This is a genomic window from Streptomyces sp. NPDC026500, from assembly GCF_055567635.1.
In genome coordinates, this window is record NZ_JBVHQB010000002.1 from 271,442 (window position 1) to 290,625 (window position 19,184).

Sequence of the window (19,184 nt, forward strand, 5' to 3'; positions counted from 1 at the left end):
GAGCGAACTTCGTTAACACGCAGGCAACTTGGTGGAAGCGGTACCGATATACGGACGCGACAAGGTGAACACCGTACGGCCGTGCGGGTGCCGTAAACGAGCCGGGGTGCGCCATGTCACCCCGGCTCGTTGCTGCCCCCGGTGGGTCAGCTCATTCCGAGGGAGCGCTTCAGGAAGTCGACCTGGAGGAGCAGGAGGTTCTCGGCGACCTGTTCCTGGGGGGTCATGTGGGTGACCCCCGACAGCGGCAGCACCTCGTGCGGGCGGCCGGCGGCCAGCAGTGCCGAGGACAGCCGCAGGGCGTGCGCCACCACCACGTTGTCGTCCGCGAGGCCGTGCACGATCATCAGCGGCCGGTGCGGTTCGGCGGGCGCGGAGAGCCCCTCGTCGGTGACCAGTGAGCTCTTCGCGTACGTCGCCGGGCTCGCCGCCGGGTCGCCGAGGTACCGCTCCGTGTAGTGGGTGTCGTACAGCCGCCAGTCCGTGACGGGCGCGCCCGCGATGCCCGCGTGGAAGACGTCGGGGCGGCGCAGCACGGCGAGTCCCGCGAGCCAGCCGCCGTAGGACCAGCCCCGGATCGCGACCCTGGACAGATCGAGCGGGAACCGCTCGGCGAGACCGTGCAGCGCCTCCACCTGGTCGTCGAGGGAGAGCGTGAGGTCGTCGCGGATCGCCTTCTCCCAGGCGGGGGAGCGCCCCGGGGTGCCGCGGCCGTCGGCGACGACGACGGCGAAGCCCTGGTCGGCGAACCACTGCGAGGTGAGGTGGGCGTTGTGCGCGGCCAGTACCCGGGGGCCGTGCGGACCGGCGTAGGGGTCCAGCAGGACAGGTAGGGGATTGTCGCCGTCGTAGTCAGTGGGCATAAGCACGGCGCATGGGATTTTCTGTGCGCCCCCCTGGGTGAGCGTCACGCGCGGGGACAGACCGGGATGTTCGGCGTACGAGGAGACGGTCGCCGTCCGCTTCCCCTCGCGCAGCACCTGCACCTGGGCTCCCGGCTGGTCGAGCACCGACGACACGAGCACGGTCACGCCCCCAGCGCGCACCGCCGAGTGCACGCCCGGCTCCTGCGAGACGCGCTCCAGGCCGAGTTCGTTCACCCGGTACACGTGCACTTCGCCCGTTTCCGGTGAGTTCGCGGCCTCACCCGCGGAGGCCGCGATCAGCACGTCGTCAGACGAGACGTCGAGCACCGCCCGGACGTGCAACTGGGCACCGGTCAAAGGGCGTTCACCGAACGCCAGGACCCGCGCGCCGCCCTCGTCGGCGATCCGCACGAGCTGTCCGCCGGGGCTCCAGCACGGCACTCCGGGGAAAAGATCAAGCCAAGTTGGATCTTCATCGGCGTGCACCATCCGGGTCCTCCCGGTGTCCGGGTCCACAGCCAGGAACAGTTGGCTGCGCTGGTCCCGCGCCTGCACCAGAAGCAGCGGCGCACCCGCCGCTGACCAGTGCGCATGCGCCAGATACGGGTATCGCGCCCGGTCCCAGGAGACCTCCGTACGCACCCCGTCGAGCCCGAACACGAAGAGCCGGACGTCCGCGTTGGCGCTGCCCGCCACCGGGTAGGCGACCCGCTGCGGATCGGCTTCCGGATGTGCCGGATCGGAGATCCACCAGCGCTGTACGGGCGTGTCGTCGACCCGCGCGACGAGCAGCCGGTCCCCTTCGGGCGACCACCAGAAGCCGCGCGAACGCCCCATCTCCTCGGCCGCGATGAACTCGGCCAGTCCATAGGAAACCGAACCGGGAGCGGCGACCTGCTCGGGCTCCACGAGCGCCCGGTCGCCCTCGCCCTCGGCCCCGACGACCCGCAGCGCGCCTCCGGAGACGTACGCCACGAGCGTGCCGTCGGGGGAGGGGCGCGGGTCGATCACCGGTCCGGGCACCGGGAGTTCACGCGCCGTGCCGGCCCGCAGCTCCGACGTGAACAGCCGCCCTGACAAGGTGAAACAGGCCAACTCGGCGGCTGTGTCAGTGGCATATCCGACGATCCCCGCGCCGCCCTCGCGGCTGCGCTCGCGGCGCGCCCGCTCCTCCGGGGAGAGACGCTCGGTGGCGCCGCCGAGCAGGGCCGCCGGGTCGGCCGCGACCCGCTCCCGGCCCTCCGGCACATCGAGAACCCACAGTTGATTCGCCCGGTCCGTACCGGACGAGGACCGCAGGAACACCACGCGGGAACCGTCGGGGGACACGGTGAACGCGCGCGGCGCGCCGGAGGTGAACCGCTGGGTGCGGGCGTACCGGCGCGGGAAGGAGAGAGGCTCGTTCGTCATGCCTCGACCATATTGGCCATGCGCCCCCTTGTGCGGCCGTGCGCCGATCGATGCGCGCGTACGGATAGTTATGATCACTAGCGCTGTGTGGGTAGGAACCTGCTGGCTGCTGTATGGATTTACCGACCCCCCATGTCCGACCCCGTACCGGACCCCAAGTCCCTGGGAACTTTGGAGGTGAGCCGCCGTGGCACTCTCGATTTCGGCGGTGGTGCTGCTGGCGATCATCGTCTTTCTTCTGATCAAGAAGTCAGGACTGAAAGGCGGGCACGCGGTCGTCTGCATGCTGCTCGGCTTCTATCTCGCCTCCTCGACCGTCGCGCCCACGATCAGCGACCTGACCACGAACATCGCGGGGATGATCGGCAGCATCAAGTTCTGATCCGCTTCTGATCCGCGCCGGGCCCCGCGGCGGGGAGAGTGCCCGGGGCCGCACCCCGACCCCCGCTCCAGACCTGCGACGGCTGAGACCGCGCCTGCCGGGCTCCGGAACCCGGCGGCTGGCGCTGCCGGGCGAGCGGGTCTCCGGCGGCCTGACAGGCGACCCGCGGGCGACAGACAGGGGACCGGTGCCTCGTAGGGTGGGTTCCATGACGGAACTGCCCGACCGGCGTCTGCTCCTGGTGCATGCGCATCCGGACGACGAGTCGATCAACAACGGCGCGACCATGGCCCGCTACGCGGCCGAGGGCGCCCATGTGACGCTGGTGACCTGCACCCTCGGCGAGGAGGGCGAGGTCATCCCGCCCGAACTCGCCCATCTCGCCCCCGATCGCGAGGGCGGACTCGGCCCGTACCGGACCGGTGAGCTGAGCGCCGCCATGAAGGAACTGGGCGTCGCCGACCACCGCTTCCTGGGCGGCCCAGGGCGGTTCCGCGACTCCGGGATGATGGGCGCCGAGCAGAACCACCGCGCGGGTGCCTTCTGGTCCGCGGACGTCGACGACGCCGCCGACTGCCTCGTAGAGGTGATCCGCGAGGTACGCCCTCAGGTGCTCGTCACCTATGACCCTGACGGGGGTTATGGGCACCCCGACCACATCCAGGCCCACCGCGTGGCCACCCGTGCCGCTGAACTGGCCGCGGAACCCGCCCACCGCCCCGACCTCGGCGACGCGTGGCGGATCGACAAGACCTATTGGAACCGGGTGCCGCGCCCGGTCGCCGAGGAGGCGTTCGCCCGCCTGCGCGAGGTCCTCCCGGAGCTGCCGTTCGACCGAATGGCCGCCGTCGACGACGTACCCGGCGTGGTCGACGAGGTGGCGATCACCACCGAGATCGAAGGAACCGCGTACGCCGCCGCCAAGGCCGCCGCGATGCGGGCGCACGCCACCCAGATCACCGTGGACGGGCCCTGGTTCGTCCTCTCGAACGAGCTGGCGCAGCCGCTCTTCACCACCGAGTACTACGAGCTGGTGGACGCCGGGCGACCCGCGACGCGCGAGACGGACCTCTTCGAGGGCATCGAGGGCACCGGGACGATCGAAGGCACCGACCGGTGAGGGGCGCGGGGATGGCGAGGACGAGCACGACTTGGCGAGGGGCGGATCTGTGATGGGTACGAACGGACAGCGCGGCGGCCGAAGCATGCTCGCCCAGCCGCTGACACGGCCCTCGGGCGGGCGGATCGCCGCCTATCTGGGACTCTTCCTGCTCGGTGCCGTGGTCGGCGTCGCCGGGGCGCTGGTGCAGCCGGGCTGGTTCCCGCTGGGGCTGCTGCTCGCGCTGGCGGGCGCCGCCGGACTCTTCCTGGGCGGCGCCCGGGCGACCGAGTCACGCGCCGGGGCCGTCGCCCCCGCGGCAGGCTGGATGGTCGCCGTCGTCCTGCTCACCGCCAGCCGGCCGGAAGGGGACTTCCTCTTCGGCGCGGGAGTCGTCTCGTATCTCTTCCTCCTCGGAGGCATGGCCGTGGCTGTGATGTGCGCCACCCTCGGTCAGGGGCGGCAACCAGGCCCTTCCGATGCCCGACTTGGCAAGTGACGTACTACTTCGCCGTATCGGTCCCGTGCGGGTCCCGTGCGAGATTCCTGCATGGGCGAGGTTTGTGGGCCGTGCATGGCCAGTATGGTGGTGCGCGCCGCCGAGCTGCCCGAGATGAGGTCGAGTAAACGGGCGGCGGAGCCAACCGGGAGAACCTGCCTTGAGTCGTGAAACTGACAGTTCGTCCTCCGGGCCCAACGGGCGCGGTGGAGCCGCGTACCCGTCGGGGACGCCGCCGTACGGCACCCCCATGGCTTCCGAAAGCGGTGCCGACGCGGGCCGTTCGGCCGCCGGAAAGCCGCCGGAGGAGCGCAAGACCGAGACCACTCTGACGACACGGATCCGGATCAACATCCCCGGGTCGCGGCCCATCCCGCCCGTGGTCGTCCGCACACCCGTGGCCGACGCCGACCTGCCCCCCGAGGGCGGCGACGGCGCGCGCACCGGGACACACCAGGCGCCGCAGGGCATGAGTTCGCCCGCCGGCGCCTCCGTCACGACGGCCGCCTCCCCGGCCCCGTCCGCACCGGCGCCCGCGCCCGCGCCAGGGGACCAGCCCGGGCCGGCCGAGGGGAAGACGAGCGACTGGTTCGCGCCCCGCAAGGCCGGCGCACCCCCCAAGGGCGCGCCGGGCGGCGGCTCGACCAATGGGGCGGGCCTGCCGGGCGGTTCGGCTCCCGCCGGCGCGGCGGGTTCCACGGGTACCCCGGGCGCGGGACGGCCGATGCCGTCCACCGGTGCCGGTCCGCTGGGCATCACCGGCGGCGTCCGGCCCGGAGGCACGAACGGTGCCGGGCTCCCCGGCGCCACCGGCGCCGGACCCGTGGCCCCCGGCCACGGCGGCGGCACGGGTTCCTTCGACGTCTCCGGGGCGCTGCGCGACACGGGCTCCTTCCCGGCCATCGGTTCGGCCGGCGGGTCCGGCGAACCGCGCCGCGACGACCTCCCGTACTTCTCCGAGGGCGGTCGGGGCGGCCGCGGCGGACCTGCCGGTCCGACCGGCGGTCCCACCACCGGTGACGGCCCGCTGCTGCCTCCGGCCGGTGCGGGCGCGGCCCCCGGCAGCCTGGCCGCGTCGCCCGGCTCCGCCCCCGGCAACCGGAACACCGGCACGGGATACCCCGGCACCGGCAACGGCTCGCGCGCCGGCCTGAGCGGCGGTCTCAGCGACGACACCGCGATCCTCACCCCGCAGAAGCCGGCGCCCGACCCGGGACCCGGCGCCTACGGCGCCCCCGCGGACAACGTCTCCGGGCACACCCTGACCAGCGGCATCCCCGTCGTGTCGCCCAGCCAGAACTTCGCGTACGAGGCGGGGGCGCGCAACGACGGGCCTCGGTCGCACACTCCGCCCAGGCTTCCCGAGCCGGTCCAGCAACCGTCCGCCTCGTCGAAGCCGGGGAAGAAGAAAAAGGGCCGCAACAAGCCGGCGCTCCTCGGTGTCCTCGTCGTGGTCCTCGTCGGCGGCGCCTACGGCGCGGGCCTGCTCATGAACCACTCGGACGTGCCCAAGGGCACCACCGTGCTCGGCGTCGACATCGGCGGCGGCACCCGCGACGACGCCGTCAAGAAGCTCGACGACGCCTTCGACACGCGGACGAACAAGCCTCTCGTGCTGTCCGTCGACGGCGACACCGTCCAGCTCAGGCCCGACCAGGCCGGACTCCAGCTGGACAGCCAGGCCACCGTCCGCGCCGCCGCCGGCAGCGACTACAACCCGATCTCGGTGATCGGCTCGCTGTTCGGCCAGGAGCGTGTGGTCGAGCCCGTGATGCCGGTCGACAGGGAGAAGCTGCAGGCCGCCCTGGAGCGCGCCGCGAGCGGCGCCGGTTCGGCGAGCGAAGGCACGATCAAGTTCCAGCCGGGCAAGGCCGTCGCCGTCTACGGCAAGGCGGGCAAGGGCATCGACGTCGGCCCCTCGCTGCAGGCCGTCGAGGACGCGTACCGCGCCCAGGTGGAGACCAACGCGACCACTCCGGTGAAGGTCGCCACCACGACCCGCGAGCCGACGGTCAGCAAGGCCGAGGTGGACCGGAAGATGTCGACGTTCGCGACGGTCGCCATGTCGGCGAACATCACCATCCGTACGGACGCCACCCACTTCATCCCCTTCAGCCCGCAAAAGTCGATCTGGAAGTTCCTGAGCGTCCAGCCGGTCCAGGGCAAGCTCGTCGAGCACTACGACCTCAACGTGCTCCAGGGGCTGTACGGCCATGCCTTCGACGGCGTGACGATCACCAAGGGCGACGGCAGCAAGAAGGCCGTGAGCCCGCAGGACGTGGCCTCCGCCATAGGAAGGGCGCTCGTCGGGAAGACGGCGGCCGCACGCGACGTGACCATCCCCACCAACCCCAACTAGCGGGCGCACCACGCGCACAGAGGGCACCCGGCCGAGGTTTCTCACCGGCCGGGTGCCCTCTTGCCGTATCGCACGCTCCCCCTGGGGCACGGACACGATCCGCCGCGGGGCACCGGCGCGGACGGCCGACATGACATCTGTCATCCGCGACCGAGGACACACCGCACTGCCGCGGCCTCCCCCTTCTCCTCCACGATGGACGACATGACAACGACTGCGGCGACCACCACCACATCGGTGGTCCGGTTCGAATCGGTGACCAAGAGCTACGGGAACGTCCGGGCCGTGGACGGGCTGACGCTCGAACTGCACCCGGGCGAGACCGTCGCCCTGCTCGGCCCCAACGGCGCGGGCAAGTCGACCACACTGGACCTGCTGCTCGGCCTCAAGAACGCCGACAGCGGGAGCGTCCGGGTGTTCGGCACCGGCCCGCGCGAGGCGATCGTCGCCGGCCGGGTGGGCGCCATGCTCCAGAGCGGCGGCCTGATGGACGAGGTCACCGTCGGCGAACTGGTCAGGCTCGCCTGCGATCTGCACCCGAGGCCGTACCGCGCGACCGACGTCCTCGCCCGCGCCGGCATCACCCAGATCGCCGACCGCAAGGTCAACAAGCTCTCCGGCGGCCAGGCACAGCGCGTCCGCTTCGCCCTCGCCACGGCGGGCGACAGCGACCTGATCGTCCTCGACGAGCCCACCACCGGCATGGACGTCTCCGCCCGGCAGGCCTTCTGGGCCACCATGCGCGAACAGGCCGACCAGGGCCGTACGGTCCTGTTCGCCACGCACTACCTGGAGGAGGCCGACGCCATAGCGGACCGCGTGCTCGTCCTGCACCGGGGACGACTGCTGGCCGACGGCACCGCCGCCGAGATCAAGGCCAAGGCCGGTGCCCGCCGCGTCGCCTTCGACCTGGAGGGCACGATCGACGAGGCCCCGCTGCGCGCGCTGCCCTTCCTCACCTCGATCGACGTGTCCGGACAGACCGTCCGCATCCAGTCCTCCGACGCGGACGCCACCGTCCACGCGCTGTACGGGCTCGGCGTCTACCCCCGCAACCTCGAAGTCGCCGGACTCGGCCTCGAACAGGCCTTTGTCGCCATCACCGCCGCCGAAGAGGCCACCCGTACCGCGGCCGAACAGGCCGACCGCACCTCCGCCGAGGACGCCGACCGCACCGCCGCCGAGGAGGCCACGTCCAAGTGAACAGTCTCATCAAGCTGGAGATCACCCGCGCCCTGCGCAACCGGAAGTTCCTGTTCTTCTCGGTGGTCTACCCCTCGGCCCTGTTCCTGCTGATCGCGGGCAGCGCCGACAGCACCACCGAGGTGCACGGCACCGGCCTCACCCTGCCGACCTTCTTCATGGTCTCCATGGCCTCCTTCGGCGCCCTGACCGCCGTCCTCATGGGCAACAGCGAGCGCATCGCCAAGGAGCGGGAGAGCGGCTGGGTACGGCAGTTGAGGCTCACCACGCTGCCGGGCCGCGGTTACGTGTTCGCCAAGACGGCCAGCGCCGCCGTGATCAGCCTGCCGTCGATCGTGATCGTCTTCGTGGTCGCCGCGGTGGTGAAGGACGTACGCCTGGACGCCTGGCAGTGGCTCGCGCTCACCGGCGTGATCTGGGCCGGCAGTCTGGTCTTCGCCGCGCTCGGCGTCGCGATCGGGTATCTCGCCAGCGGGGACGCGGTCCGTCCGATCACGATGATCGTCTACTTCGGTCTGTCGATGCTCGGCGGTCTGTGGATGCCGACGACGACCTTCCCCGACTGGCTGCAGAACATAGCGAAGTGGCTGCCCACGCACGCGTACGCTGCCCTGGGGCAGGCCATCGAACTGGGGAACGCCCCGCACGCGAAGGACATCGCCATCCTCGTCGTCTCCTTCGCCCTCTTCGCGGGCGGCGCGGCCTGGCTGTACCGGAAGGACACGCTGAAGGCGTGAGTGCCATGACGGAAGACCCGATGCCCGCCGGGGCCCGTACGGACCCGCTGATGCGGATGGGAGAGTCCCCGCGCAACATCCGCGAGGCCCTGCGCAAGTCGGTGTGGATCGTCATCTGGCTGGTGTTCCTCAGCTCACCGGTCCACGACCTCGCCGCCGGCCACCACACACCCGCGGCCACCGCGGCCGGCTGGGTGGGCCTCGCGGCCTTCGTCGCGGTCTATCTGACGCTGGTCTTCCGGCACATGGGCAGGGCCTTCACGGGCACCCTGGCCGTCACCCTCATGGTCCTCGCCCTCGGCGCGCTGGCCGTCGTCCTGTGCCTGACGCTCGGTGCGCCCTGGCTCGGCCTGTTCGTGTACGTCTCGGTCGCCTGCGGGACGACGTTCCCGCTGCGCGTCTCGTACTGGACCATCCCGCTGACCGCCGTCGTGATGCTGCTCGTCGGCCTGCACGGCGGCGAACGGGACGCGCGCAACCTCGTCCTGCTCGTCGTCCTCATCGGCTTCGCGATGACCGGCGTACGGCAGCTCGTCCGCACGACGGTGGAGCTGCGCAAGGCACGGGCGACCGTCGCCCAGCTCGCCGCGAACGAGGAGCGCCTGAGGCTCGCCAGGGACCTGCACGACCTGCTCGGCCACTCGCTCTCGCTGATCACGCTGAAGAGCGAACTGGCCGGCCGGATGCTCCCCGACCACCCCGACAAGGCGGCCCAGCAGGTCGCCGACATCGAACAGGTCAGCCGCCAGGCCCTGGTCGACGTGCGCGAGGCGGTCACCGGCTACCGGCGCCCCCGGCTGGCCGGTGAACTCGCGGGCGCCCAGGTCGCGTTGACCGCGGCGGACGTCGTCGCCGACCTGCCCGGGGAACCCGACCTCGACGGCGTTCCCGAGGAGAGCGAGTCCGCGCTGGCCTGGGCGCTGCGCGAGGCGGTCACCAATGTCGTACGGCACAGCGGCGCCCGGCGCTGCGTGGTGGAACTCGTCCGGCGCCAGACCCTGGACGGCCCCGTGCTCGAACTCTCGGTGGAGGACGACGGCTCGGGCGGCTCCTCCGGCGCCGTCCCCGGCAACGGTCTGACGGGCCTGACCGAACGCCTGGAGAAGGCGGGCGGATCGCTGGAGGCGGGCCGCGTCCGGCACGGATTCCGACTGGTCGCACGGGCGCCCCTGGCGGACGACCGGGCCTCTGCGGGCGGGGCGGACGACCCCGTAGGATCCGGTGCATGAGCCGCACGATCAAGGTCCTGCTCGCCGAGGACCAGTCGATGGTCCGCGAGGCGCTGGCCGCCCTGCTGGGACTTGAGCCGGACATCGAGGTCGTGGCCCAAGTGGCCCGCGGCGACGAGGTGCTGGCGGTGGTCCGCACCCATGACGTGGACGTGGCGCTCCTCGACATCGAGATGCCGGGCATGACGGGCATAGAGGCCGCGGCCGGACTCCACAAGGAGTTCCCCGCCCTCAAGCTGATCGTCCTCACGACCTTCGGCCGCCCCGGATACCTCCGCAGCGCCATGGAGTCCGGCGCCGACGCCTTCCTGGTCAAGGACGCCCCCGCCGCCCAACTCGCCGCCGCCGTACGCAAGGTGCTGGCCGGCGAGCGCGTCATCGACCCCACCCTCGCGGCCGCCGCCCTGGCCGGGGGCGCCAACCCCCTCACCGACCGCGAACGCGAGATCCTCCGCGCCGCCGCCGACGGCTCCACCAACGCCGAACTGGCCACCGCCCTCCACCTGTCCCAGGGCACGGTCCGCAACTACCTCTCGACGGCGATCCAGAAACTCGCGGTCCGCAACCGCGCGGAGGCGGTACGGATCGCCCGGGAGAAGGGGTGGCTGTGAGCGGGGCGGATGTCCGGTGCCCTCAGTTGAGCATCGACCGTGCCGCGTGGGCCTGTTGGTGTACTCGGGCTGCCGCCGGTTCGTCCACCGCTGCCACCATGTCCGCGTACGCGTCGAGTTCGGCGGCTCCGGCCAGGAATTCTCCGCGCTGGACGAGGAGTTGGGCTCGCTCGTAGCGAAGCCGCGCCGGGTGCGAGGGCAGCAGCAGGGAGAGTTCCACGGACCACAGGGCCACGTCGGAGCGTTCGGGGCGGGCGGCGGCCCAGGCCCGGATGTTGTTCAGGATGCGCACGACGACGTCGAGCGGGTCGGCGGGGGCGAGCATCGACGGGTCGAGCGGCGCGCCGGTCGCTCCCGCGACGAGGAGTTCCGCGTCGGAGCCGGTCAGAACGCGCCCGCCGTCGAAGGGATCGGCCAGCACCTGCTGCTCGGGCGGTCCGAAACCCACCACGAAGTGACCGGGCAGCGCGACCCCGTAGACCGGGGCGCCGGCCCGTCGGGCGACCTCCATCCACACCACCGACAGCAGGATCGGCAGCCCGCGCCGCCGGCGCAGCACCGCGTGCAGCAAGGAGGACTCCAGCCGCTGGTAGTCACCCGGTGAGCCCCGGTAGCCGAAGCGCCCGCCGAGGAGTTCGGCGAGGGCGGTCGCCCAGGAGCGGGGGCCGCCCGGACGGAAGGGCAGGCGACCCGCCAGCTCGTCCAGCTCGATCTGCGCCGCGTCCATCCCGGCCTCGTCCAGCGTCCCGTCCGCCGCGGCGCCCACCAGCAGGCACAGTGCCGCCAGATCGGGCCGCTCGGCCCGCGCCTCGTCGGCGAACCGCCGCCGTACCTCGTCGGCTCGTTCCGGCTGCGGGGGCTGGGGGGAACGCATGGCTGGCTCGTGCCCCTTCACGTCGATCGATACGGCTCGACACCCGGCTCGGCATCCCGCTCGACCCCACCGGAACCGCTGTCCGGCGCGCCGCCGGTCACTGTGCCGACATTCGTGTCGGAGCCTGCCGTACCAGTGTCCGCCAGGGCGTCCGTACCGGCGTCCGGCGTCCACCGGTAGTGGTGGTACGCGTGGTGCGGGCCGAAGCCCATCCCGGCGTACAGCTCCCGTGCCCCGGTGTTGTCCGCCTCCACCTGCAGCCAGGCGGCCGAGGCGCCCTCCGCCAGGGCCCGGCCGGCCAGGGCGGTCATGACGGCGGTGGCGAGGCCCCGGCGGCGGTGGGCCGGATCGACCTCGACCGCGGCGAAACCGGCCCAGCGGCCGTCCACCACGCACCGCCCGATCGCGGCCGGAGCCGCACCCCCGGCCCCGGGCACCGTCGCGAACCACACCGAGGGGCCGCCGCCCAGCACCTTCAGGGCCACGTCGCTGACGCCCTTGCGCTGGTAGCGGCCGAGCCACGCCTCGTCGGCCGTGCGGGAGAGCGTCACCTGGGGAGTCTCGGGAGCCTCGGGTGCGTCCCGGTCCGCGACCGGCGCGAGCGAGCCGATCCACAGCTCGGCGGTCACTTCACGTGTCCAGCCACGCGCCTCCAGCTCCGCGCAGAGCAGCTCCTGCGTGCCCTCGGCGCCGGTGGCGGTCTGGACGTAGGCGGGCAGGTCACGGGCGGCGTACCAGTCCCGTACGTACGTCAGCGCCCGGTCGAGCGGCACGCCCGGGTCGCCCAGCGGCAGCACGGAGTTGGCGCGCCGGGTGAACCCGCCCGCCGCCCGCAGCTCCCAGCCGCCGAGCCGCTCGCTCTCCACCGGCGGCCACGCCCGCGCGGCGACGCGCGCCAGCTCCTCGTAGGACGCGGCGGGTCCGCGCCGCCGTGCCGGGGCGGGCGGTACGACCTTGCCCGCGACCAGCGAGGATTCCGCGATCCGGACACGCTCGCCGGTCCGTCGTGTGATCAGCAGCACACCGTCGTCCCATGATGTGAGAACGCCGACCGTATCGGTGAACTTCTCCACCGTGTCTCCGTCGTCGATCATGCGTCGCACCGAGACGCGTTTTCCCACGTCAGCAGCGGTGATGCGGACCTCCAGGCGGCCGGAAGCAGAGATTTCCACAGGTCAGTTCACCCCTCCTGTTCGGATCGTGCCCAAGAACGGAGATACTAGGGGCGGGCATCGACGACGCCGCGCTCCCGCGCGCCAGGCGGCGGAGCCTACGGAGGCCCGCCAGCGCCCTATCGAGGAGGAACGACAGCGTGACCTACGTCATCGCGCAGCCTTGTGTCGACGTCAAGGACAAGGCGTGCATCGAGGAGTGCCCGGTCGACTGCATCTACGAGGGCTCCCGGTCCTTGTACATCCACCCGGACGAATGCGTCGACTGCGGAGCCTGTGAGCCGGTGTGCCCGGTCGAGGCGATCTTCTACGAGGACGACACTCCGGAAGAGTGGAAGGACTACTACAAGGCGAACGTCGAGTTCTTCGATGAGCTCGGCTCGCCCGGCGGCGCCAGCAAGCTCGGTCTGATCGAGCGCGACCACCCCTTCATCGCAGCGCTGCCGCCGCAGAACCAGTAAGCGGCCCGCATACGCGCCGCCTCGGTCCCGTACAGCTGATCGCTCCGATCGCCGTACGGGACCGAGGCATTTGCCGTATCAGCCCCGCAGCAGTCCGTGCAGCAGCCCGTATCCGCCGGTACGGGTCGTACGTACGAGAAAGTGAGCCCGATCCCGTGTCCGCAGTCTCCGACCGGCTTCCCACCTTCCCCTGGGACAAGCTGGAGCCCTACAAGGCGACCGCCGCCGCCCACCCGGGTGGCATCGTCGACCTGTCCGTCGGCACCCCGGTCGACCCGGTGCCCGAGCTGATCCAGAAAGCTCTGGTCGCGGCCGCGGACTCGCCCGGCTATCCCACGGTGTGGGGCACGCCCGAGCTGCGGGACGCGCTCACGGGCTGGGTGGAGCGACGGCTCGGCGCGCGGGACATCACCCACCGCCATGTCCTGCCGATCGTCGGCTCCAAGGAACTCGTCGCCTGGCTGCCGACCCAGCTCGGCCTCGGCCCCGGCGACAAGGTCGCCCACCCGCGCCTCGCCTACCCGACGTACGAGGTCGGCGCGCGGCTCGCGCGGGCGGACTACGTGGTCTACGACGACCCGACGGACCTGGACCCGACGGACCTGAAGCTGCTGTGGCTGAACTCCCCGTCGAACCCGACCGGCGAGGTCCTGTCCGCCGCGGAACTCACCCGGATCGTCGCCTGGGCCCGCGAGCACGGCATCCTCGTCTTCTCCGACGAGTGCTACATCGAGCTGGGCTGGGAGGCCGACCCGGTCTCGGTGCTGCACCCCGACGTGTGCGGCGGCTCCTACGAGGGGATCGTCTCGGTCCACTCGCTCTCCAAGCGCTCGAACCTGGCCGGGTACCGCGCCGCGTTCCTCGCGGGCGACCCCGCCGTCCTCGGCGAACTGCTCGCGATCCGCAAGCACGGCGGCATGATGACCTCCGCGCCCACCCAGGCCGCCGTGGTCGCCGCCCTCTCGGACGACACCCACGTCCGCGAACAGCGCGACCGCTATGCCGCCCGCCGCACCGCCCTGCGCGACGCCCTCCTGAACCACGGCTTCCGTATCGAGCACAGCGAGGCGAGCCTCTACCTCTGGGCCACCCGGGACGAGTCCTGCTGGGCCACGGTGGCCCACCTGGCCGATCTGGGCATCCTGGTGGCCCCCGGCGACTTCTACGGCGAGGCGGGCGAGAACTTCGTCCGCGTGGCCCTCACCGCCTCGGACGAGCGCGTGGCGGCGGCGGTGGAACGCCTGCGGTAGCCCGGCAGGCGGCCGGGCACAGCGAGACGGGGGTCCGGGGAAGCGAGTTCCCCGGACCCCCGTCGCCGTACACCCCTGCCGGGCTAGCCCAGCGGCAGGCCCTTCAGCGGCAGCTGTCCCGTCGGCAGGCCGCCCCGGGTCACGGCGTCCGTCGGCAGGCCACCGCCCGCCGCGGTCTTCGCGGTGTCGCCGAGGAGGCCGCCGGCCTGTCCGGCCGCGTCCCCGGCCACCTTCTGCGCGGCGGGAGTGGCCTTCTTGGCGACCTTTCCGCCGGTCCTGCCCGCGGCCGGCACGGACTTCTTGACCGCCTCGCCGCCGGACTTGCCGGCGATCCCGGTGACGTTCTGCGCCGCTCCGTCGACGGTGTTGCCGACGTTCGCCCCGTCCAGGGCGGTCAGCCCGCCGAGGTTGGGGGCGGCCGGCAGGTCGGCCGCCGCGCAGGCGGAGCCGGCCGCGCCGACCACGGGCGCCGCTCCGGCCGCGACGAGCAGCACGACACGGGCGATCCGGCGGGTCAGGGGGAGGGACATGGTGCTCCTTAGACGGAAGAGAACGGGGAAGTGTCCTGCCGCCCGGCACTCGACCGGCTGGCTGCCGACCGACCGCGTCACCGGATGCTGATGGTCTGAGGTGATCGTTCCGGGCTCGGACGCAGTGACTACCGCTCGAAGTCCGCGAAGGTTGCGGTGGCCCGCCGCAAAGAGTTGGCAATGCGTCGCATTATCGGTTGTGGATAAAAACGGGCAAACGATACCCGGCCGGAAAGCCCGCGAAATCCCCGCGGCCCTTTGTTCTCAAGGGATTTCCCCGGACGACGGAGTGAGTACCCGAAAGCGCGCGCACATCGGCGGCCCGCCGCGGCCGCGTCCTCCCAACGGGTGAGGGCCCGTACTACTGCCCGGTCACGATCCGGACCTCGGCCGTCTTCGCCGCCCGACCGCCCTTGTCGTCGGCCGTGTGCCACGAGCCCTCCGAGGTTCCCGCGGTCCACTCGCGCCCCGCGTACGACACCCGCTCGATGTGCAGGGCCGAGGAGTTGGCCACCGCCCAGTGCGCCAGCTCCCAGCCGCGCCGGAGCACGCCGGTCCCGGCGGTGGACTCCTCGCGCACGGGGACCGTCACGGTCCGGTCGGCGGACTCCGGAGAGGCAGGGGTGGCCGGGGCGGACGGTGTCGGCGACGCCGAGGAACCCTCGGCGCCCACGGTGGCACCCGCCTCCTGGAGCACATCGCGCCCGAAGTCCCGCGCGAGCGCGGCCCGCACCGGCGCCGGGCCGCCCGCCGGAGTCGCGGCCGGGCGCCCCTGGCAGGTCAGCGTGGCTGCCGCGCGGCCGGTCAGGGCGGCGGCGAGCAGCGTGGCGTCCGGCTCGTGCTTCGCGTACGCCTGCGGAAAGCCGCTGTGCTGCACCCGCTGCGCGGCGACGGTGAGCGGCAGCCGCGAGTAGCCGGGCACCTTGGCCAGATGCTCGTAGAAGACGCCCGCCGCGTACGTCGGGTCCATGATCTGCTTCCGTGTGCCCCAGCCCTGCGACGGCCGCTGCTGGAACAGACCGAGGGAGTCCCGGTCGCCGTGCTGGATGTTGCGCAGCCCCGACTCCTGGAGCGCCGTCGCGAGGGCGATGGCCACCGCGCGCTCGGGCATTCCGCGGGAGGTGCCGATCGCCGAGATCGTCGCCGCGTTCACCGCCTGCTCGGGTGCGAACTCGTACGACGCGCCGTCGCCGTTGCCGGAGACGACCTTGCACCGCGGCGCGCCCACGCCGCCCGTGAGGTACTGCACGCCGAGATAGCCCGCGATCGCGAACAGGACCACGAGGGCCCCTCCGAAGCGAAGGAGGCGACGACGGCGCCGGACAGGAGTGGGGGACGGCTCAGACACGCGTACAAGGTAACGGAGACCGCTGTCGGCGATCTGTGGGGCTGTGGACAACCGCAGCGCGGCCGGTGGATACGACCGCATCCGGCTGTTTTCGGGCCCCTCGGCCGGGCGCGCTAGGGTCGACGCCATGGCCGACATCCCGCTTGACCTCACCCTGGACGCAGCCGAGCTCACCGCGCAGCTCGTCGACTTCCCCTCGGAGAGCGGCAACGAGAAGCCGCTCGCGGACGCCGTCGAGGCCGCCCTGCGCGCCATGCCGCATCTGACGGTCGACCGGCACGGCAACAACGTCGTGGCCCGCACGAACCTGGGCCGCGCCGAGCGGGTCGTCCTGGCCGGTCACATCGACACCGTGCCGATCGCCGGCAACGTGCCCTCCCGCCTCGACGAGAACGGCGTGCTGTGGGGCTGCGGCACCTGCGACATGAAGTCGGGCGTCGCGGTCCAGCTCCGTATCGCGGCCACCGTCCCCGAACCCAACCGGGACCTCACCTTCGTCTTCTACGACAACGAAGAGGTCGCGGCCCATCTGAACGGGCTGAAGCACGTGGCCGAGGCCCACCCCGATTGGCTGCAGGGCGACTTCGCGGTCCTCCTGGAGCCCTCCGACGGGCAGGTCGAGGGCGGCTGCCAGGGCACGCTGCGGGTGCTGCTGAAGACCAAGGGCGAACGCGCTCACTCCGCCCGCAGCTGGATGGGCTCGAACGCGATCCACGCGGCCTCGCCGATCCTGGCCGTGCTGGCAGCGTACGAGCCGCGCTACCCGGTGATCGACGGCCTGGAGTACCGCGAGGGTCTGAACGCGGTGGGCATCTCGGGCGGTGTCGCCGGCAATGTGATCCCCGACGAGTGCGTCGTCACCGTCAACTTCCGCTACGCGCCCGACCGCACCGAGGAGGAGGCGATCGAGCACGTCCGCGAGGTCTTCGCCGACTGCGGTGTGGCCGAGTTCGTGATCGACGACCACAGCGGTGCCGCCCTCCCCGGCCTCTCCCACCCGGCCGCCGCCGCGTTCATCGAGGCGGTGGGGGGCACCCCGCAGCCCAAGTACGGCTGGACGGACGTCTCCCGCTTCAGCGGTCTCGGCATCCCGGCGGTCAACTACGGCCCCGGCAATCCCCACCTGGCGCACAAGCGGGACGAACGGGTGGAGACGGCCAGGATCCTCGCGGGCGAGCAGCGGCTGCGCGACTGGCTCACCGCCTGAGGCGTACCGGCGTACCGGCCGGCGGTTCATGGCGGACATGCCGACGTCCCCCCGCCGTAACCAGCGGAGATCTACGCTGGGGCGGAACGACCTTCCCCCGCCCCGGTCCCGGCCGGCGCGGGGGAGATCCGTACGCGGAGGGAGTGGACATGGCTACTGGCGACCCGAGGGGAAAGAAGCGGCCACCTGAGGAGCAGCGGCTCGGCCCGGTGCTGCGCAGGCGGGATCAGGTCCAGGCGAGCACCACGGACCAGCGGCTGCTGGACGCGGGCGGCCCCTCCGACTGGGTGCACACCGATCCCTGGCGTGTTCTGCGCATCCAGTCCGAGTTCATCGAAGGCTTCGGCACGCTGGCCGAACTCCCGCCCGCGATCAGTGTGTTCGGTTCGGCCCGCACACCGGTGGACTCGCCCGAGTACGAGGCGGGCGTCGCCCTCGGCCGGGGCCTGGTCGAAGCCGGGTTCGCGGTGATCACCGGCGGTGGACCGGGTGCCATGGAGGCCGCCAACAAGGGTGCCTGCGAGGCGAAGGGCATCTCCGTCGGCCTCGGTATCGAGCTCCCCTTCGAACAGGGTCTGAACCAGTACGTCGACATCGGCCTGAACTTCCGGTACTTCTTCGTCCGGAAGATGATGTTCGTCAAATACGCGCAGGGATTCGTGGTCCTGCCCGGCGGTCTCGGCACCCTCGACGAATTCTTCGAGGCGCTCACCCTGGTCCAGACCCAGAAGGTCACCCGCTTCCCCATCGTGCTGTTCGGCACGCAGTACTGGGGCGGCCTGGTCGACTGGCTCAAGAACACCCTCATCGCCCAGGGCAAGGCGTCGGAGAAGGACCTGATGCTGTTCCACCTGACCGACGAGGTGGACGAAGCGGTGGCGCTGGTGTCGAAGGAGGCGGGCCCCCGCTAGGGGCTTCGACGGTTCTACGGGCCGAGGGGCACGGAGCGGGCTGCGGAGTCGGCCCCTCCCGTGCCCCTCGGCCGTCCTACGCCAGCCCGCGCCGGGCCACCGACGGCGGCCGGTGCCCGGCGATGGACGTCACCATGTCCAGCACCTGACGCGTCTCCGCGACCTCGTGGACGCGGTACACCTGTGCCCCCAGCCAGGCCGAGACGGCGGTCGTCGCCAGCGTTCCGACGACCCGTTCCTTGACCGGCTTGTCGAGCGTCTCGCCCACGAAGTCCTTGTTGGAGAGGGAGACGAGAACCGGCCACCCGGTGGACACCATCTCTCCGAGCCGCCGTGTCGCCTCCAGACTGTGCCGGGTGTTCTTCCCGAAGTCGTGTCCGGGGTCGATGAGCACCGACTCGCGGGGCACCCCGAGGGCGACCGCGCGCTCCGCCAGGCCGAGCGTGACCCGCAGGATGTCGGCCATCACGTCGTCGTACGTGACCCGGTGCGGACGCGTCCGCGGCTCGGACTCCCCGGCGTGCGTGCACACGAGCCCGACCCGGTACCGGGCGGCCACCTCGGCCAGCCGCGGATCGACCCCGCCCCAGGCGTCGTTGAGGAGATCGGCGCCGGCCTCGCAGACCGCCTCGCCGACCTCGTGCCGCCAGGTGTCGACGCTGATGATCACGTCCGGGAAGCGGCGGCGCACCTCGGCGACGAAGCCGACCGTACGGCGCGCCTCCTCCTCGGCGGTGACCTCCTCGCCGGGGCCGGCCTTGACCCCGCCGATGTCGATGATGGCGGCGCCCTCGGACACCGCCTGCTCCACGCGCGCGAGGGCGGGCTCGTCGCGGAAGGTGGCTCCTTGGTCGTAGAAGGAGTCCGGGGTCCGGTTCACGATCGCCATGATCACCGGCTCGTGCGCGTCGAATTCGCGCCTGCCCAGCCTGAGCATCCCCTGTGACCTCTCCCGGTAAGTCGCACTGATAAGCCGCCTGCGACCTTAACTGTCAGACTCGCATGGCACGATCGGAGCCTGACACTTCCATCGTCA

18 protein-coding genes are annotated in these 19,184 nt (G+C 71.9%); 12 read left to right on the top strand and 6 right to left on the bottom strand.

The annotated features are described in order from the left end of the window. Positions 1–146: 146 nt before the first annotated feature. Entirely contained in the window at positions 147–2,276 is a 2,130-nt protein-coding gene (locus ACZ4N5_RS04290) for a S9 family peptidase (RefSeq protein WP_467755610.1), read from the bottom strand. A gap of 187 nt (positions 2,277–2,463) precedes the next feature. Between ACZ4N5_RS04290 and ACZ4N5_RS04295 the strand changes: the two genes are divergently transcribed. The 8 genes from ACZ4N5_RS04295 to ACZ4N5_RS04330 all read left to right on the top strand — a co-directional run bounded on the left by ACZ4N5_RS04295 (position 2,464) and on the right by ACZ4N5_RS04330 (position 10,395). After that, positions 2,464–2,658 (top strand): hypothetical protein, encoded by a 195-nt coding sequence (locus ACZ4N5_RS04295; protein ID WP_467755611.1) that lies wholly within the window; start codon positions 2,464–2,466, stop codon positions 2,656–2,658. A 208-nt stretch (positions 2,659–2,866) separates the two neighbouring features. Next, positions 2,867–3,778 (top strand): N-acetyl-1-D-myo-inositol-2-amino-2-deoxy-alpha-D-glucopyranoside deacetylase, encoded by a 912-nt coding sequence (gene mshB, locus ACZ4N5_RS04300; RefSeq protein ID WP_467755612.1) that lies wholly within the window; start codon positions 2,867–2,869, stop codon positions 3,776–3,778. Between the two features lie 52 nt (positions 3,779–3,830). Continuing rightward, entirely contained in the window at positions 3,831–4,256 is a 426-nt protein-coding gene (locus ACZ4N5_RS04305; RefSeq protein ID WP_467755613.1) for a DUF6113 family protein, read from the top strand. Positions 4,257–4,416: 160 nt separating this feature from the next. Beyond that, positions 4,417–6,615 carry a hypothetical protein gene (locus ACZ4N5_RS04310; RefSeq protein ID WP_467755614.1) on the top strand — a complete coding sequence of 733 codons (2,199 nt, stop codon included), beginning with the start codon at positions 4,417–4,419 and terminating at the stop codon, positions 6,613–6,615. Positions 6,616–6,819: 204 nt separating this feature from the next. Beyond that, positions 6,820–7,818: an ABC transporter ATP-binding protein gene (locus ACZ4N5_RS04315; protein WP_467755615.1), complete on the top strand. Its 999-nt coding sequence runs from the start codon at positions 6,820–6,822 to the stop codon at positions 7,816–7,818. Further along, positions 7,815–8,555 (top strand): ABC transporter permease, encoded by a 741-nt coding sequence (locus ACZ4N5_RS04320; protein WP_467755616.1) that lies wholly within the window; start codon positions 7,815–7,817, stop codon positions 8,553–8,555. The genes ACZ4N5_RS04315 and ACZ4N5_RS04320 overlap by 4 nt, the downstream gene beginning before the upstream one ends. 5 nt (positions 8,556–8,560) lie before the next feature. After that, positions 8,561–9,784, top strand: a complete 1,224-nt coding sequence (locus tag ACZ4N5_RS04325; protein WP_467755874.1) for a sensor histidine kinase — start codon at positions 8,561–8,563, stop codon at positions 9,782–9,784. After that, positions 9,781–10,395 (top strand): response regulator, encoded by a 615-nt coding sequence (locus ACZ4N5_RS04330; protein ID WP_467755617.1) that lies wholly within the window; start codon positions 9,781–9,783, stop codon positions 10,393–10,395. The genes ACZ4N5_RS04325 and ACZ4N5_RS04330 overlap by 4 nt, the downstream gene beginning before the upstream one ends. 22 nt (positions 10,396–10,417) lie before the next feature. On the opposite strand, the gene ACZ4N5_RS04335 is transcribed toward ACZ4N5_RS04330, so the two are convergent. Continuing rightward, positions 10,418–11,269 carry a transglutaminase family protein gene (locus ACZ4N5_RS04335; RefSeq protein WP_467755618.1) on the bottom strand — a complete coding sequence of 284 codons (852 nt, stop codon included), beginning with the start codon at positions 11,267–11,269 and terminating at the stop codon, positions 10,418–10,420. 17 nt (positions 11,270–11,286) lie between these two features. Next, on the bottom strand, positions 11,287–12,441 hold the full coding sequence (locus ACZ4N5_RS04340) for a GNAT family N-acetyltransferase (protein WP_467755619.1): 1,155 nt from the start codon (positions 12,439–12,441) through the stop codon (positions 11,287–11,289). Positions 12,442–12,581: 140 nt separating this feature from the next. Here ACZ4N5_RS04340 and fdxA point away from each other — a divergent pair, with 140 nt between their 5' ends. Together fdxA and ACZ4N5_RS04350 are read left to right on the top strand one after the other, a co-directional pair. Continuing rightward, entirely contained in the window at positions 12,582–12,902 is a 321-nt protein-coding gene (fdxA, locus tag ACZ4N5_RS04345; RefSeq protein WP_018089397.1) for a ferredoxin, read from the top strand. A 155-nt stretch (positions 12,903–13,057) separates the two neighbouring features. Next, the gene (locus ACZ4N5_RS04350) at positions 13,058–14,152 is read left to right on the top strand and encodes a bifunctional succinyldiaminopimelate transaminase/glutamate-prephenate aminotransferase (RefSeq protein WP_467755620.1); all 1,095 of its coding nucleotides are present in this window, start codon (positions 13,058–13,060) and stop codon (positions 14,150–14,152) included. Between the two features lie 83 nt (positions 14,153–14,235). Here the strand turns inward: ACZ4N5_RS04350 and ACZ4N5_RS04355 are convergent, their stop codons facing one another. Both ACZ4N5_RS04355 and ACZ4N5_RS04360 read right to left on the bottom strand, forming a co-directional pair. Next, on the bottom strand, positions 14,236–14,682 hold the full coding sequence (locus ACZ4N5_RS04355) for an ATP-binding protein (protein ID WP_467755621.1): 447 nt from the start codon (positions 14,680–14,682) through the stop codon (positions 14,236–14,238). 361 nt (positions 14,683–15,043) lie between these two features. After that, complete coding sequence (locus ACZ4N5_RS04360) at positions 15,044–16,030, bottom strand: VldE C-terminal domain-containing protein (protein ID WP_467755622.1); 987 nt, start codon at positions 16,028–16,030, stop codon at positions 15,044–15,046. 127 nt (positions 16,031–16,157) lie between these two features. On the opposite strand from ACZ4N5_RS04360, the gene dapE reads away from it, so the two are divergent. Continuing rightward, positions 16,158–17,237 (top strand): succinyl-diaminopimelate desuccinylase, encoded by a 1,080-nt coding sequence (dapE, locus tag ACZ4N5_RS04365; RefSeq protein ID WP_467755623.1) that lies wholly within the window; start codon positions 16,158–16,160, stop codon positions 17,235–17,237. A 149-nt stretch (positions 17,238–17,386) separates the two neighbouring features. Continuing rightward, positions 17,387–18,148 (top strand): LOG family protein, encoded by a 762-nt coding sequence (locus ACZ4N5_RS04370; protein WP_467755624.1) that lies wholly within the window; start codon positions 17,387–17,389, stop codon positions 18,146–18,148. Between the two features lie 76 nt (positions 18,149–18,224). Here ACZ4N5_RS04370 and folP read toward each other — a convergent pair whose 3' ends face one another. Then, on the bottom strand, positions 18,225–19,085 hold the full coding sequence (gene folP / locus ACZ4N5_RS04375) for a dihydropteroate synthase (RefSeq protein ID WP_467755625.1): 861 nt from the start codon (positions 19,083–19,085) through the stop codon (positions 18,225–18,227). Positions 19,086–19,184: the final 99 nt, after the last annotated feature.